A 16,280-nucleotide genomic window follows, 5' to 3' on the forward strand; every position below is an offset into this window, starting at 1 on the left:
TTATTTGGGTTAAAAATATCCATTAGAAAGGTTATTTGGATAAATCTAAAAGAATAAAATTCTTAAAAATATTCTATAAAATTAAAGTTTTATTAAGCTTTTGATAATAATTTGTTAGTCTGGGTGGAAATATATAATTTTGCAACTTCAATTTTAACAAATATGGAATTAGAATACAAAGAACATCTGAGCCCGATGCTGAAAGGCGATATCAAGAATTATCTGATCGATATCGATGGAACGATTACAGACGATGTTCCTAACGAAGAACCGGAAAGAATGGTAACTTGCGAGCCATTTCCGGATGCTTTGGCAACTATTAACAAATGGTATGACGAGGGCCATCAGATTTGTTTCTTCACTTCCAGAACAGAGGATCTAAGAGAAATTACAGAAACTTGGCTGAAAAAACATGGTTTCAAATATCATAGTGTTTTGCTTGGAAAACCAAGAGGTGGAAATTATCACTGGATAGACAATCACCTTGTGAGAGCAACAAGATACAAAGGAAAATTCACGGATATGGTTGAAAAACAAGTGACCATAGAGGTTTTCCGTGACTAAAAATATTTTAAATCAAAAATTCCCGAGTCTCATAATTTCGGGAATTTTTGATTTGAAGACAAAACCCATAGCCCCGATTGCAGCGGTATCCTTTTTCTTTTTTTTCTAAAAAAGGAAAAGATATAGCGGAAAGCGGGATTAAGCTCCTAAACCAATTAATTATTGAACAGATTCTGTTCTTCAAAAAAATATACAATTTATAATGAAAGTACTTGCTAATGACGGATTGACGCAATCCGGAATAGATGCGCTGAAAGAAAACGGATTCGAGGTAATCACATACAAAGTGGCTCAGGAAAATCTAATCACTTATATCAATGAAAATCAGATCACGGTTTTACTTGTAAGAAGTGCGACGAAAGTGACGAAGGAAATGGTGGACAACTGTCCAAGCCTGGAAATCATCGGTAGAGGTGGTGTGGGAATGGACAACATCGAGGTGGCTTATGCAAGGGAAAAAGGAAAACATGTGATCAATACGCCTGCTGCCTCTTCGGAATCTGTTGCGGAATTGGTATTTGCACATCTTTTTTCCGGAAGCAGATTTTTACAGGATTCTAACAGACAGATGCCTGTGAAAGGTAATACTGAATTTGCTAAATTGAAAAAAGCTTACGAAAAAGGTGTTGAGCTGAGAGGTAAGACCATCGGAATAGTAGGGATCGGAAGAATAGGACAGGAGGTTGCAAGAATCGCACTTGGATTGGGAATGAAAGTGATCGCTTCTGACACGAGAATCGGGAAAGCAAGTGTACGTGTGGATTTTTACAATCAGCAATACATCAATGTGGAAATAGAAACGGAGCCGTTGGAGCAATTGATCCAGCATTCTGATTTCATCACGCTTCATGTCCCGGCTCAGGATGGACCGATCATTGGAAAAGCGGAATTGGAAAAAATGAAGACCGGAGCAGCTATTGTCAACTGTGCAAGAGGAGGTGTGATTGACGAAGAAGCTTTGGTAGAAGCTTTGGATTCTGGAAAATTAGCATTTGCAGGTCTTGACGTTTTCGAGAATGAACCAACACCTTCTGAAAAAATATTGACGCATCCAAAAATCTCTTTGACGCCTCATACAGGTGCGGCTACGGAAGAAGCTCAGGACAGAATAGGGACTGAGTTGGCCAATCAAATTGCCAGCATCCTTTTGGTTAAATAATTTAACTTAAATAACAATATAATGCTCGTTTTTTTAGCGGGCATTTTTTATTTTCCCGATTCGTATTAAAATTTTACTTTTGCTGAGGTTTTTATGGCAGCTTAATCCGTCTTCCGCTCCCTCCCGATTTTACATCGGGATTCGTTCAAAAAGTTTATACTGAGCGAAGTCGAAGTAAGCTGCAGTTTCACCTTTGAATCAACATTCTCTTATGAAAAGAAAAGTCTTACTTATTTACACCGGCGGAACCATCGGGATGGAAAAAGATTACATAACCGGAAGTCTTGTTCCGTTTGATTTTTCCACTATTTTCAAGAGGATCCCGGAAATGAATCTTCTCGAATGTGAGGTTTCTGTTCATCCGTTCGAAAAACCTGTCGATTCTTCTGATATGGGACCGGATGAATGGCGAATGATTGCGGAATGGATTCATAAAAATTACGATTTGTTTGACGGGTTCCTAATTCTTCATGGAACTGATACAATGTCTTACACCGCTTCCGCGCTTAGTTTTATGCTCAAGAATCTTGGAAAACCAGTAATTCTTACAGGTTCTCAGTTGCCCATTGGAGATCTGCGGACGGATGCTAAGGAAAATCTCCTGACAAGTCTTTATTATGCAAGTCTATATGAAAATGATGAAGCAGTCATCAAAGAAGTCGCTGTTTATTTTGAATACAAACTTCTTCGCGGAAACCGAAGCCTGAAATATTCAGCGGAATTCTTCGATGCTTATCAAAGCCCGAATTATCCGATTCTTGGTCAGTCTGGTGTTCATCTCAATATCGAAAAAGATTTGCTCTGGAAACCCAAAAATGATTTCGAATTAGATACTTATCTCAATGAAAATGTTCTTTTCTACAGGATCTTCCCTGGAATGAACTTCGAATCTCTGTTGGAGTTGAAAACACCTGAAGCTATTGTTTTACAGGTTTTTGGTTCCGGAACGATTTTCAATAGCGATAAAACCTTGTCTGTTCTTCAGGAATTGAGGGTTCGGGGAATCGAGATAGTAGTAATTAGTCAATGTGTTTCAGGGGGAATTAGTTTTGGGAAATACAGCAATAGCAATATTTTTACCAAAGTTGGCGCTATCAGTGGAAATGATATGACTGCTGAATCGGCGATTACCAAATGTATGCATATTTTAAAAAATCCAAAGTACGATAAAAGCTTCTCGGAGCTCTTTACCAAAAATATTTGTGGAGAAGTTACAGAAGACTTTCAATAATATTTTGGGAATCGGGATATTTCATTATATTTGCAACCTCAATTAGAGAGGTGTCCGAGTGGTTGAAGGAGCTACCCTGGAAAGGTAGTATACGGGTAACTGTATCGAGGGTTCGAATCCCTTCCTCTCTGCAAAGTTGAAAATTACTTAAAAAACGACCAAATAATTTTGGTCGTTTTTTTTTATTTTACTTTTTCCAAGAGGTACAGTTTGGCTCCGGAAAAAGCCAATTTAGGCATCAGGTTTCCTTCTAAGACCATCGTTTTGTTATTGATATCAATAACCGAAATATAATTGTTGGAATTATATTCGATATAATTTTCTTTCTCTTTCGTAAGAGGATTTTTCCCGAACTCGAAATCATACTTTTGCCAGTCTTCTTTCTCTGTGCTACAGTGGACAGGTTTGAACTTTGACTTTTTAGAATTGAAAACAATTTGGTCAAAACCTTCTACACATTCACTGTTGAAAGAGCTGTCGGGAGCTTGGTCATTGCTAAAAGCTTCAAAAGAACCTTTATAAACGCCTATGACTTTCCAGGTTCCGTCTATACGATCGTCATCTATTTTTCCTTTGGCTTTGCTTACCGCCCAGCCAACACCCTTTACGGTTCCTTTCACAGCTTTATACCCAACTGTGGCAGCACCTTTTACAACTTTTGCTGCTGTAGAAACAATACAAGAATTTAAAACAGCAATAGCACAAACAGAAACAATTATTTTTCTCATAACATTGACTTTATTGTACGAATATATTACTAATAAAAATATATTGATTATACTGGCGGAAAATAATTATGGTTTTACCAATTATTCAAACCATTTTCCAAGGCCTTGTTGTAGTTCTGTTCATCGAAGGAGTATAGGTCCGGAGCTTTATGTGCACCTCCACGTCTTTGTTCATCCAGTTTTTTCAGGATGCCCAGATTTTTTATTTTACGATAAAAATTTCCTCTGTTAAGTTCTTTTCCCAAGATGGTTTCGTATAATTTTTGTAATTCTGATAAAGTGAATTTTTCAGGAAGGAGATTGTAACCTATTGGTTTTATAGAAATTCTTTCTCTCAAGGTAAGCAATGCTTTGTCGATGATTTCCCTGTGGTCCATGGCAATATCGATATTGTCCAGTTCATCAAGAAATATCCAATCACAGGCATTACTGATGTCATCTTTCACCAGTGTTGTGTTAGATGGGTTGTACAATGCTAAATATCCAATGGAGATAAAACGCTGCTTATGGAACAGGGTATCATCAAAATCCTCAAAAAAGAACTCGCTCCTGTCTTTCTTCCCGAATACACCAAATTCTTCCAGGTAAGCATCAGAAATACCTGCTCTTTCTCTTAAAATTCTGACAACTGCATCGTCCATATCTTCGTCTTTTCTTACGTAACCTCCTGGTAACAGCCATTTTTGACGATAGTTCAATTGTAACATCAGAACTTTTAACCTGTTATCATCAAATCCGAAAATAACAGGGTCCGCAGAAATATGTGATAAGTAAATTCCTTTTGCTTCATCCGAGCGAAGCAAAATCTGTTGCTTAGAATCCATCTGTTTCATTAAAGTCTAGACAGGCAAATTTAGCATTAATTTTAGTTAATATAAGAATAATGGCTCCTAACCTATAAAAATGGTAAGAATTTTATTCTTATTTTTCATTGATTCTATTGGAAACAATGAAAAATAATTTTATTTCTATTATTTAATTAATTGATTTTCAGTATTTTATTTACATTGTTAATTTTTATTAACATTTATTTGGCGGATAAAAATTTTTGATGTACAATTGTAATGTTTCAATATGAAGCATTAAGAAAGTAAGAGAATATTAAAATATAACATAGAAATTTTTTAACACCACAAATCCGATTTCAAACTGAAATAATTCAGAAGTAAATTCCTAAATATCATTGTGTTATTGACAACTTCATGTTTTGATGTTGCTATATTTCTTGTTATTGTTTTTTAAAAAAAATTAAAATATATATAACTGTAACTGTACAATGAGAAAATCAACTTTAAAAATTTCAGCATTAGGTTTGCTGTTTTCTTTCGCCACAGCTTTTGGTCAGGAAAAGACAGATACACTTGCTGTAAAAAATGTGGTAAATGCCGCAGCCAAACAGGAAGAAGGCGTAAAAACCGTGGCTACATCTTCAAAGGAAGACAACAATAGGAATGTCATGTTGAATGCGGCCAACAACACGAGTCCGAGAGATGTGAATATCGGCTTACCATCAACCGTAGGCGGAATTACCATTCTTGAAAATGATTTGCCAGCTGTGTATTTCTTCTGGCCGGAACTTCCGAACAAAACATGGAGGCAAAGTGTAGGCTTGGAAAAAACAGGATTGTTGAAAATGGACCAGTTAGCCAATACGATGGGCGACCTCGGTTTTGCGGTGAATTCTTACTCCCAAACCGGAACCAAGGATTTTAAATTAAAAGGAAAATTCACAACGAGTACTTTCGGTTGGTTACAAGGTGATGTAAATGCTTCAGGACCGATTTCTAAAAACGGCTGGACGTACACTGTAGGTGCTTTTGCCAATTTTGACCCAAGTACGTACAAACTAGGTTTTGCCAGAGATGCTGATGAGACCAAGATTTTCAGAGCGGGAGTTACCAAATATTTCAATAATGATAAAGGTAAAATCTCAATTTTATACAAATATGCAGATTCTTACAGCATTACCAATTATGCAGTTTTCCAATACGGCGAAAACGGGAAAGTAACAGAACTTGATAATTTCAAAATTGGTAGAGATTCTTATGTCGTACGAGACGGGCAGATGAAAATTAAAGATATTCTTACGGGAGAATCTTATTGGGCGTCCATGAGTGGCAAAGATAACAGGTCGACATCACACAACATTGATATTTTTGGTAATTACCTATTAAGCAACGGCTGGAATTTCAAATTCACTACAAGAGCGCATTTTTCAAAAGTGAAGATGGCCAATATGATTCCTTTAAGTATTTTCAATGCTAATTCTACAGCAGGATATACTTTGGCTTCCAATGGTCAGCCTTATTCAGGGCAGGTGGGAACTATTTTGGGAATGTACACACCGGAGACTCCGATTACCAGTGTTGCCGGTCGTTTTTCTTTGAATAAACAGCTAGGGAATCATAACGTGACATTGGGAGTATTGGAACAGTACTATCACGTTGACAAATTCACATCCAACCGTACTTTTTTCTTCCAGAGTGTTGAACCACAGCCTCAGAGACTAATTGGTCCAAATACGGATGCTGACGGATTCTACAACTACAATGCAGGTGGAGAATACCATAGCGGAACAGAGAACAAACTTTCACTGTATGGTACAGATGAATGGAAAGTTACCGACAACTTTAATCTGAGCTATGGTTTACATTTGAGAAACCACATCCTTGACGGAGAATATTCTTTGACGCCGAGAACTGTAGGTTTCAGCTTTACAGACCCGAGTCAGTTCAACCATATCAGTCAAAGTTTCTTCCAGATTGCAGGAAGTTTGAATGCCACTTATAACATTACTAAGAACTTTGGAGTGTTAGCCAACTTCTTGTATACTGAAGAAAACAGGAGGCTTGAAAGTTATTCACAGGCTTTCGAACCCAATACCAATAAAATCAAAAGTCCGTTGGGCGCATTCGGAGTTTTCTGGAATACCAATTGGATTCAACTGATTTCCCAGGCAACTTATCTTAAAAAGAACAACAACCTGAACCGATACAACCTTGTAAATCCTGCCAACAGTTCTCAAGCTCAGACTACAACGGTTTATTACGATATTCAGACTTTGGGCTGGACGACGGATTTTGTTTTAAAACCATTCAAAGGATTTAATTTACATTATCTCGTGACGTTCCAAAATCCGGTTTATAAGAAATTTAATTTCAATGCCTTCGGAAAAGATTATAATTACAGTGATAACAATGTGTTAGGCGTTGCTAAAGTTCTCATGGAAATCGACCCTAGTTATTCTATTGACAAATGGAGGTTCTGGGCAAGTTTCAGGTATTTCTCAAAACAATATGCGAACCTTACGAATGCCTTATACTTCGCTCCAAGATGGGAAACTTTTGGTGGGGTAAGTTATACAGTTAACAAAAATATCAACATTGGTGCAACAGTCATCAACTTCTTGAACCAGAGAGGGGCAAGCGGAACCATCAACGGTGCCGAACTGATTACCGATGCTAGTCCATATTATGGAAAATTGTTGACAGGAACGTACATTATGCCACTAACAGGTCAGTTATCAGTAAGCTTTAATTTCTAAAATGTAAACAATGAAAAGAACAGTTTTAAATGTTGCCGCATTATTTTTAGGAGTAACAGCATTTTCGCAAAACATTCAGACAGTTACGAATTCTAAAGGTCCTGTTTTGGGATATTCTGCAGATTCAGGTGTGAAAATTCTGACGGTTGGCGGAAATAAATTCAAGGATTTAAACAAAAACGGAAAACTAGATAAATACGAAGACTGGAGACTTCCTGTTGATGAAAGAGCGAAAGATTTGGCTTCAAAAATGACGGTCGAGCAGATTGCAGGTTTGATGTTGTACAGTGGCCATCAATCGGTTCCTGCACCGCCAGATGGTATTAGGGCAGGAAAATACAACGGCAAATTTTATAAAGAAAGCGGCGCAAAAGCCTCTGATTTAACAGACCAGCAAAAGAAATTTTTAAAGGAAGACAACCTTCGTCACGTTTTGGTAACAACGGTTGAATCTCCTGCAATTGCAGCACAATGGAGTAATAATATCCAGGCTTATATTGAAGGTTTGGGATTGGGAATTCCTGCGAACAACAGTACAGACCCGAGACATTCCGCAACGGTAACAGCCGAATTTAATGAAGGAGCCGGCGGACAGATTTCTCTTTGGCCGGATGGTTTAGCAATGGGCGCAACATTCGACCCGGAATTGGTTAAAAAATTCGGAAATATTGCCGCTCAGGAATACAGAGCATTAGGAATTTCAACCGCATTGTCACCTCAAATCGACTTAGGAACAGAACCGCGTTGGTACAGAATCGCCTATGTTTTCTCTGAAAGTCCGGAATTGACAGCAGATATGGCCAGAGGCTATATTGACGGTTTCCAAACCACCAACGGAAGCAAGAATGGTTGGGGAAATAAAAGTGTTAATGCAATGGTAAAACACTGGCCGGGAGGCGGACCTGAAGAAGGCGGTCGCGACGGTCATTGGGCAATGGGAAAATTCGCTGTTTATCCGGGAAATAATTTCCAAAATCACGTAAAACCTTTTACAGAAGGTGCTTTCAAACTAACTGGCGGAACTAAAGAAGCTTCTGCGGTGATGCCTTATTACACGATTAGCTTTAATCAGGACACAAAGAACGGCGAAAATGTTGGAAATGGTTACAGTAAATATTTAATCACAGATTTACTTCGTGGAAAATACAAATATGACGGCGTAGTTTGTACAGACTGGCTAATTACTGCAGACGAACCAAAAACGCCGGGTGGATTTGCCGGAAAACCTTGGGGTGCTGAAAAATTATCAATCGCTCAGCGTCATTACAAAGTTTTGGAAGCTGGTGTTGACCAATTCGGAGGAAATAATGACAAAGGCCCAGTTTTGGAAGCCTATCAAATGGGCGTGAAAGAACACGGCGAAAAAGCATATCGTGCTAAATTTGAGCAGTCTGCGGTTCGTTTGCTGAGAAATTTCTTTAGAACAGGATTGTTTGAAAATCCTTATGTCAATGTTGAAGAAACCAAGAAAATCGTTGGTAATCCTGAATTTATGAAAGCTGGTTACGAAGCTCAGGTGAAATCTATCGTACTGTTGAAAAACAAAGCGAATATTCTTCCAATCAAAGAAAGAAAAACGGTTTACATTCCGAAGAGATATTCTCCGGCCACGTTCAACTGGTGGGGCGTTTATACCGCACCGTCTTTAGAATATCCCGTTGATATCGAGAAAGTAAAAAAACATTTCAACGTAACCGAAGACCCTTCAAAAGCAGATTTTGCATTGGTTTTCGTGAAAAGTCCACACAGTGAAGAAGGCGGTTACAGCGACATCGATGCTAAAGAAGGCGGAAACGGTTACCTTCCGATTTCTCTTCAATACAAAACGTACACAGCAACAGAAGCTCGTGAAAAAAGTATCGCAGCGGGCGACCCGGTTGTTGCACCCAATGTTCACGACAGAACATTCAAAAATAAAACTTCTACTGCGACCAATTTTACTGATTTGTTAGCCATTGAAAATGCTTACAAAGCAATGAACGGAAAGCCTGTCATTGTTTCTGTAACAGCTTCTAAGCCTATGGTTTTCAACGAATTTGAAAAGCACGCTGATGCAATTTTAATGAACTTCAATGTGTCAAATCAGGCGGTTGTTGATATCATTACCGGAAAATATGAGCCTTCAGGGTTGCTTCCGCTTCAGATGCCGGCGAATATGGCAACCGTTGAAAAGCAAAAAGAAGATTTACCTTACGATATGGAAACGCACAAAGATTCCGAAGGTCATAACTATGATTTCGGATACGGAATGAACTGGTCTGGTGTTATTAAAGATGCGAGAACTGAGAAATATAAAAAATAATTGATGATTCTGGGTCTGTATTGTACAGGCTCAGAATTTTATTTTTGAATGAAAGCGTTGCTAAAATCACAAGCCAAAAAATTGAAAATGAAAATCAGATACACAATCTATTCATTAATGCTAAGTTCATTAATGTTTGCTCAGGAAAACCTTGATTTCAGCGGAAAGAAAAACTTAATTTCTCCCGAAATCAACGGTCAGAATGTGACCTTTCGTTTGCTCGCTCCCAATGCGAACAGCGTAAAACTGCAGGGAAACTGGTTTCCGTCCAAAGGAATGGAACCCGGTTCCGTAGATTTACAGAAAGACAAAGACGGTGTTTGGTCGTTTACAAAAAATGATTTCAACCCCGATATTTATACCTACTCATTCGTTGTTGACGGCGTAAAAGCCAACGACCCGAACAATTCTTACCAGGTGCGTGATGTTTCGTCGGTGATGAGCATGATTTTGATTGACGGAAAACAATCCGAAAATTATAAAGTTCAAAATGTCCCGCACGGAACAGTTTCCAAAAGATGGTACCATTCAAACGGACTGAAAGAAGACAGAAGACTGACTGTTTATACACCTCCAGGTTACGAAAACACGAAAGAGAAATTCCCTGTTTTGTATTTGCTTCACGGGATGGGTGGCGACGAAGAGGCGTGGATGACTTTGGGAAGAGCATCGCAGATTTTGGATAATTTAATTGCCCAGGGAAAAGCAAAACCGATGATTGTCGTAATGCCCAACGGTCACATCAGCAATGCCGCAGCGCCGGGCGAATCTTCGAGAGGGTTTTATAAAATCGATATGAGGACGCCGGATATTTTCAGTGGTGATATGGAAACGTATTTCAAGGAAATTATGGATTTCACAGAATCAAATTATCGGGTAAAAGCGGATGCCAAAAACCGTGCGATTGCCGGACTTTCGATGGGTGGTTTTCATTCGCTGTACATTTCTGCCAATCAGCCTAAAACATTTGATTACATCGGTCTTTTTTCTCCGGCGATTCTTCCTCCTGACGAAAAGAAAAGTCCGGTTTATCAGAATCTTGACCAAAAACTGAAAACCCAGCAAACCAATTCATACAAACTGTATTGGATTGCCATCGGAAAGACCGATTTTCTTTACAAAAACGTCACAGAATACCGTCAGAAGCTCGACAAAATGAACTTTAAATATCAATATGTAGAATCAGAAGGCGGACATACTTGGAGCAATTGGAGAACGTATTTGAATGAATTTGTTCCACAGTTGTTCAAATAAAATAGTATTTATTTGGGCAGCTATTTCCGCCTGAAGTTTATCCTGAGCGAAGTCGAAGGGCTCCCAATCTTATTTGCAAGACGATTTCAGGTTACTAGAACTTAAAGTATAAGCAAAAAAGGATTTCCGCTCAAGTCGGGCTGCGTGAAATTCGCTGTTAAAATTAACAAAATAATTCAACAATCTTTTTGTCATTCCGTAGGAATCTCAACGATGATTTTAAAATTCTATGCTTAGATTCCTACGGAATGACAAACTAACTGTCAATCTAATGCTGTTTTTGCTAAGTGAAACGCCTTTGCGAACTTAAAAACAGTTTAATAATCAAAAAACCTTAGCGCTCTTTGCGTTAAAATTTAAAATCAAATCAAAATGAAAAAATTAATCATAGCAAATCTATTTCTTGCAGGTTTAACAAGTATCAACGCTCAAAAATCAATTCCATTATATAAAGGTAAAGCGCCGGGAACAGAAAACTGGACACAGAAAGAAGCACAGCAATTCAACGAATTGTTTAAAACAGAAGTTGTTTTCAACGTTACACAACCTTCAATTTTGGTTTTTGAAGCCGATAAATCAAAAGCCAACGGAACAGTTGTCGTTGTCGCTCCGGGTGGAGGTTTCCAAAGTTTATCCATTAACCGAGAAGGAATTGATATGGCAAAAAAACTCGCAGAAAACGGAATTACCGCTGTGGTTTTAAAATACAGACTATTGGAAACCAAATCCAATGACCCAGCCAAAGAAATGATGGAAAACATCAAAGACAGACCAGCTTTTGATAAAAGAACGGCTCCAATCAAAGTAATGGCAGGTGAAGATATCAAAACAGCAATTTCTTATGTAAGAACTCACGCAAAAGAGTTGAATATTAATCCTGAAAAACTTGGTGTAATCGGGTTCTCGGCTGGAGCAAGTGTAATTTTGGAAAGCGTTCTTCACAGCAAAGATACTTCAACTTTGCCAAATTTCGCAGCTTCAATCTACGGCGGACCAAGTCAGGAAATTTTAGATACAGAAATTCCGAAATCTCCACTTCCATTATTCATTTGTGCAGCAAGTGATGACCAGTTGAAATTAGCTCCGAAATCTATTTTATTATACACCAAATGGCACGATGCAAAACAACCTGTAGAACTTCATATTTATGAAAAAGGTGGTCACGGTTTCGGAATGGCAAAACAGGATAGTCCGGTTGATAACTGGTCGAATGTTTATCTGGATTGGTTAAGATTCCATAAGTTTTTATAGTTTTTGTTCTCGCAGATTAGGCAGATTAAGCAGATTTCTCATCTGCAAAAGTTGTAAAACCAGCGAGATATTCTAAACATCATTTATTTAGTCCCTAAGGGACGATTTACTAAAGGATAGGATAAAATCCTATCAAAAATAAATCAGAAAATATAAAATATCAAGAAATGAAAAAGAACATATCAACATTGATAACAATTTCTCAAAAAGCAAAATACGCAGGAATGTTCATTGCTTTACTGGTTGCATCGTCTGTAGCAAAAGCTCAAAATAATCCGACGGTTACCGTTGGTAGAAAGACATTCAAAGACCTTAATAAAAATGGTAAACTCGATGTCTGGGAAGATACAAGACTTTCTGCGGACAAAAGAATTGATGCGATTATCAAACAGATGACCAACGAAGAAAAGGTCAATCTTCTTATCGGAACCGGAATGCCCGGAATCGAAGTTCTGACAGGGCCTGTCGGAGATTCAAAGCAAGGATTGGTTCCCGGAGCGGCGGGTGGAACGGCAGATTTCGAGAGATTCGGAATTCCTGCGACGGTAGTTGCGGACGGACCTGCCGGTTTGAGAATTGCACCAACCAGAAAAAATGATTCAAAAACGTATTATGCAACAGCGTTTCCTGTGGGAACAGCTTTGGCTTCAACCTGGAATAAAGCATTACTGGAGCAGGTTGGAAAAGCAATGGGAAATGAAGTGAAAGAATATGGTGTGGACGTACTTTTAGCGCCGGCTTTGAATATTCAAAGAAATCCATTGAACGGAAGAAACTTCGAATATTATTCTGAAGATCCTTTAATTTCAGGAAAAACAGCCGCTGCCATTGTGAACGGAATTCAGTCTCAGGGTGTGGGAACTTCCATCAAACATTTCGCTGCGAATAATGAAGAAACCAACCGTTTAACCATCAATGCTCACGTTTCTGAAAGAGCGATGAGGGAATTGTACCTTAGAAACTTCGAAATCGCCGTTAAAGAATCTCAGCCTTGGACAGTAATGTCGTCTTACAACAAAGTGAATGGCGTTTATACTTCAGATTCAAAAGATTTATTAACTCAGATTTTGAGAAACGAATGGGGTTTCAAAGGCATTGTAATGACCGACTGGTTCGGAGGTTTCCCGGGATTTGAATCCATCAGAAGCGGCGGAATTTCCGATGTTGTAAAACAGATGAATGCAGGAAACGACCTTTTGATGCCTGGAATCCCGGCACAGAAAAAAGTATTGTTGGAAGCTTTAAATTCAGGGAAAGTATCTCAGGAAGTTGCCAACCTCAATGTGAAAAGAATCCTGGAATATGTTTTCAAAACACCAACTTTTGCCCGATACCAATACAGCGACAAACCTAATCTTGCAGAACACGCAGAAGTAACCAGAAACGCTGCAACAGAAGGAATGGTTTTGCTTAAAAATGAACAAAATACTTTGCCTTTTGACAACAAGCAGAAAGAAGTTTCGTTATTTGGAGTGACTTCTTACGCGTGGATTACAGGCGGAACAGGAAGCGGAAGTGTGAACAACAAGCACACCGTTTCTCTTTTGGAAGGTTTGAATGCGGCAGATTACAAATTAGACAAAGAATTGGTTGATTTATATACACCACACGCTGAAAAAGAAGTCGCTGCTGAAAAAGAAAGAAGAAAAGCAAAAGGAATTTTGGCTTTGCCGGAAAGACTTCCAGAAATGAAATTAGACGATGCTTTCTATGCGAAAAAAGCAGAAACTTCGGAAATTGCTTTCGTGACGTTGGGAAGAAATTCAGGCGAAGGCGGTGACAGAGTTGTTGATAATGATTTCAATCTGGCGACGGAAGAAATCGAAATGCTGGATAAAATCTCCAAAGCCTTTCACGCAAAAGGAAAAAAAGTGGTGGTGATTCTGAACATCGGTGGTGTTATCGAAACCGCTTCCTGGAAAGACAAAGTTGATGCCATTCTTTTGGCTTGGCAGCCGGGACAGGAAGGTGGACATTCTGTTGCAGATGTAATTTCAGGAAAAGTAAATCCTTCCGGAAAACTGACGATGACTTTCCCTGTGAATTACGCAGACCACGCTTCAGCAAAGAATTTTCCGGGAATTCCTGCGGATAATCCGAAAGATGTGACGTATCAGGAAGGTGTGTATGTTGGATACCGTTATTTCAATACGTTTGGCGTAAAACCTTCTTATGAATTCGGTTATGGTAAGTCTTACACGGATTTTGCTTATTCGAATATTAAAACCAATTCAACAACTTTTAATAATAAATTAGAAGTTATGGTTGATGTAAAAAATACAGGTAAGGTTGCCGGAAAAGAAGTAGTAGAATTGTATCTTTCAGCTCCGGGAAAAAATATTGACAAGCCAAAATCTGAACTGAAAGCGTATGCTAAAACCAGAGATTTGAAACCTGGAGAATCTCAAACGATTACTTTGACTCTTAATCCAAAAGATTTAGCATCCTATGAAACCGCAAAATCTGCGTGGGTTGCAGAAGCCGGAAATTACAAAGTATTTGTCGGAGCATCTTCTTTAGACCTTAAACAAACGGCAGAATTCTCTGTTCCGAAAGAATTGGTGGTAGAAAAAGTACAGCACATTTTACCTGCGGATACTAAATTTGAAGATTTGAAACCTTAAATAAAAGACACTTCGACAGGCTCAGTGTGACATCTCTAATGCTAAATGCCTAAATTGAATGTCAGTCTGAGCGTAGTCGAAGACATTATAAAAAGAAATTTTTAATGATAAATTTAATGTCTCAAAATCAGTTATTATCAACGAAAGGGGCTATCTTTAGCCTCTTTTAAAATATGAAAAAATATGATAAGTAATGACGCCGGAGCCAAAAGGAGCTATACTGTTCCTTTGATTACCATTACACTTTTATTCTTTATGTGGGGATTCATCACGTGTATGAATGATATCCTCATTCCTTACCTTAAACAGCTTTTCAAGCTTTCGTTCTTCGAATCGATGCTGGTGCAGTTCTGTTTCTTCGGAGCTTATTTTATCGGCTCATTAATTTATTTTCTTGTTTCGACGACCAAAGGCGACCCGATTGATAAAGTCGGCTACAAGAAAGGAATCCTTTTCGGGATTTTTTTGGCAGCATTGGGTTGCGTATTATTTTTTCCTGCAGCTAGTCTGGTTTCTTATCCATTGTTTTTAGGCGCTTTATTCATCTTGGGACTTGGATTTACAGTGTTGCAAATCACGGCGAATGCTTACGTTTCTCTTTTGGGACCGGAAGATTCTGCATCCAGCCGACTGAATATGACCCAGGCTTTCAATGCTTTCGGGACAACAATTGCGCCGGTTTTGGGTGGACATTTGATCTTCGAATTGTTCTCCGAGGCAGACGGGTCTTTCTCTGCATCTGCCACTAAAATTCCTTATCTGATTTTTGCAGCGATTCTCCTATTGGTTGCTTTGATGATTTCGCGTGTAAAACTTCCTGATTTCAAAACAGAAGGCGAGGAGCTGGTAAAAGGTTTTGGTGCCTTGAAATTTAATCATTTGAAGTTCGGAGTTTTGGCAATGTTTTGTTATGTTGGTGGGGAAGTAGCGGTAGGAAGTTTCATCATCAGCTTTTTGGAGCAGCCACAAGTGATGAACCTTTCCGAATCTGTAAGTAAAAACTACCTGTCTCTATATTGGGGTGGTGCGATGATTGGACGTTTCCTTGGAGCAATTTCATTGAATCATTCTATCGGTCAAGGGAAGAAAGCTTTGTATATGTTAGGTACGGCAGCTGCTGTTTTCTTGGTTATTTTCAGTATTGTTGATTTGACGTTTGCACAGATCAGTTTCTTCTTGGTATTTATTGCATTGAACTTCGTAGCATTCTTTATTGGGAAATCTGCTCCGGCAAGAACTTTATCTATCTTTGCTGCAGTGAACGTTGTTTTATTAATTTCCGCAATGTTGAATCAAGGTCCATTGGCAATGTACAGCATCTTAGGAATTGGGATTTTCAACTCTATTATGTTCTCTAATATCTATACATTGGCGATTTCAGGATTAGGAAAATACACGAGCCAAGGTTCATCATTAGTCGTAATGGCTATCTTAGGTGGGGCAATTGTTCCGATTTTCCAAGGTTATTTGGCAGATACTTTTGGAGTACAACATTCTTTTATTATTCCTGTGTTCTGTTATCTTGTGATTTTGATTTTTGGTGCGTATTGTACTAAATATCTTAGTCACGTAAAACAAGATGCGGATGCTAAATCTGGACATTAAGATTTTTACTTTATAAAT

General features: G+C 38.5%; 11 protein-coding genes and 1 tRNA gene. 10 read left to right on the forward strand and 2 right to left on the reverse strand.

Annotation, left to right across the window (positions count from 1 at the left end):
* The first annotated feature begins 162 nt into the window (after positions 1-162).
* From K319_RS0112905 to K319_RS0112925, 4 genes are all read left to right on the forward strand, one after another.
* The gene (locus K319_RS0112905; protein WP_027383976.1) at positions 163-564 is read left to right on the forward strand and encodes an LNS2 domain-containing protein; all 402 of its coding nucleotides are present in this window, start codon (positions 163-165) and stop codon (positions 562-564) included.
* Between the two features lie 202 nt (positions 565-766).
* Complete coding sequence (locus K319_RS0112915) at positions 767-1,723, forward strand: D-2-hydroxyacid dehydrogenase (RefSeq protein WP_156907102.1); 957 nt, start codon at positions 767-769, stop codon at positions 1,721-1,723.
* A 211-nt stretch (positions 1,724-1,934) separates the two neighbouring features.
* Positions 1,935-2,954 carry an asparaginase gene (locus tag K319_RS0112920; RefSeq protein ID WP_027383978.1) on the forward strand — a complete coding sequence of 340 codons (1,020 nt, stop codon included), beginning with the start codon at positions 1,935-1,937 and terminating at the stop codon, positions 2,952-2,954.
* 44 nt (positions 2,955-2,998) lie between these two features.
* Positions 2,999-3,085: transfer RNA gene (locus tag K319_RS0112925), tRNA-Ser, on the forward strand.
* Positions 3,086-3,136: 51 nt separating this feature from the next.
* On the opposite strand, the gene K319_RS0112930 is transcribed toward K319_RS0112925, so the two are convergent.
* On the reverse strand, positions 3,137-3,682 hold the full coding sequence (locus K319_RS0112930; protein ID WP_027383979.1) for a hypothetical protein: 546 nt from the start codon (positions 3,680-3,682) through the stop codon (positions 3,137-3,139).
* Between the two features lie 74 nt (positions 3,683-3,756).
* Positions 3,757-4,506, reverse strand: a complete 750-nt coding sequence (locus tag K319_RS0112935) for an NUDIX hydrolase (protein WP_027383980.1) — start codon at positions 4,504-4,506, stop codon at positions 3,757-3,759.
* Between the two features lie 452 nt (positions 4,507-4,958).
* On the opposite strand from K319_RS0112935, the gene K319_RS0112940 reads away from it, so the two are divergent.
* The 6 genes from K319_RS0112940 (at position 4,959) to K319_RS0112965 (ending at position 16,262) form a co-directional block, all read left to right on the forward strand.
* Positions 4,959-7,226 (forward strand): TonB-dependent receptor, encoded by a 2,268-nt coding sequence (locus K319_RS0112940; protein WP_034671742.1) that lies wholly within the window; start codon positions 4,959-4,961, stop codon positions 7,224-7,226.
* A gap of 10 nt (positions 7,227-7,236) precedes the next feature.
* Positions 7,237-9,528 (forward strand): glycoside hydrolase family 3 protein, encoded by a 2,292-nt coding sequence (locus K319_RS0112945; protein ID WP_027383982.1) that lies wholly within the window; start codon positions 7,237-7,239, stop codon positions 9,526-9,528.
* Positions 9,529-9,615: 87 nt separating this feature from the next.
* Positions 9,616-10,782 carry an esterase gene (locus tag K319_RS0112950; RefSeq protein WP_027383983.1) on the forward strand — a complete coding sequence of 389 codons (1,167 nt, stop codon included), beginning with the start codon at positions 9,616-9,618 and terminating at the stop codon, positions 10,780-10,782.
* 372 nt (positions 10,783-11,154) lie between these two features.
* Positions 11,155-12,033: an alpha/beta hydrolase gene (locus tag K319_RS0112955; RefSeq protein WP_027383984.1), complete on the forward strand. Its 879-nt coding sequence runs from the start codon at positions 11,155-11,157 to the stop codon at positions 12,031-12,033.
* Positions 12,034-12,200: 167 nt separating this feature from the next.
* Positions 12,201-14,657 carry a glycoside hydrolase family 3 C-terminal domain-containing protein gene (locus K319_RS0112960; protein WP_027383985.1) on the forward strand — a complete coding sequence of 819 codons (2,457 nt, stop codon included), beginning with the start codon at positions 12,201-12,203 and terminating at the stop codon, positions 14,655-14,657.
* A gap of 183 nt (positions 14,658-14,840) precedes the next feature.
* A complete protein-coding gene (locus K319_RS0112965; protein ID WP_027383986.1) occupies positions 14,841-16,262 on the forward strand; it encodes a sugar MFS transporter in 1,422 nt (473 codons plus the stop codon).
* Positions 16,263-16,280: the final 18 nt, after the last annotated feature.

The organism is Epilithonimonas caeni DSM 17710 (genome assembly GCF_000426465.1).
In the GTDB taxonomy this organism is placed as follows: Bacteria; Bacteroidota; Bacteroidia; order Flavobacteriales; family Weeksellaceae; genus Epilithonimonas; species Epilithonimonas caeni.

Bases quoted from the DNA above. Each gene is read 5' to 3' on its own strand.
- K319_RS0112945 (WP_027383982.1), top strand. From the start codon at position 7,237: ATGAAAAGAACAGTTTTAAATGTTGCCGCATTATTTTTAGGAGTAACA.
- K319_RS0112950 (WP_027383983.1), top strand. From the start codon at position 9,616: ATGAAAATCAGATACACAATCTATTCATTAATGCTAAGTTCATTAATG.
- K319_RS0112940 (WP_034671742.1), top strand. From the start codon at position 4,959: ATGAGAAAATCAACTTTAAAAATTTCAGCATTAGGTTTGCTGTTTTCT.
- K319_RS0112920 (WP_027383978.1), top strand. From the start codon at position 1,935: ATGAAAAGAAAAGTCTTACTTATTTACACCGGCGGAACCATCGGGATG.
- K319_RS0112905 (WP_027383976.1), top strand. From the start codon at position 163: ATGGAATTAGAATACAAAGAACATCTGAGCCCGATGCTGAAAGGCGAT.
- K319_RS0112955 (WP_027383984.1), top strand. From the start codon at position 11,155: ATGAAAAAATTAATCATAGCAAATCTATTTCTTGCAGGTTTAACAAGT.
- K319_RS0112915 (WP_156907102.1), top strand. From the start codon at position 767: ATGAAAGTACTTGCTAATGACGGATTGACGCAATCCGGAATAGATGCG.
- K319_RS0112930 (WP_027383979.1), bottom strand. From the start codon at position 3,682: ATGAGAAAAATAATTGTTTCTGTTTGTGCTATTGCTGTTTTAAATTCT.
- K319_RS0112935 (WP_027383980.1), bottom strand. From the start codon at position 4,506: ATGGATTCTAAGCAACAGATTTTGCTTCGCTCGGATGAAGCAAAAGGA.
- K319_RS0112960 (WP_027383985.1), top strand. From the start codon at position 12,201: ATGAAAAAGAACATATCAACATTGATAACAATTTCTCAAAAAGCAAAA.
- K319_RS0112965 (WP_027383986.1), top strand. From the start codon at position 14,841: ATGATAAGTAATGACGCCGGAGCCAAAAGGAGCTATACTGTTCCTTTG.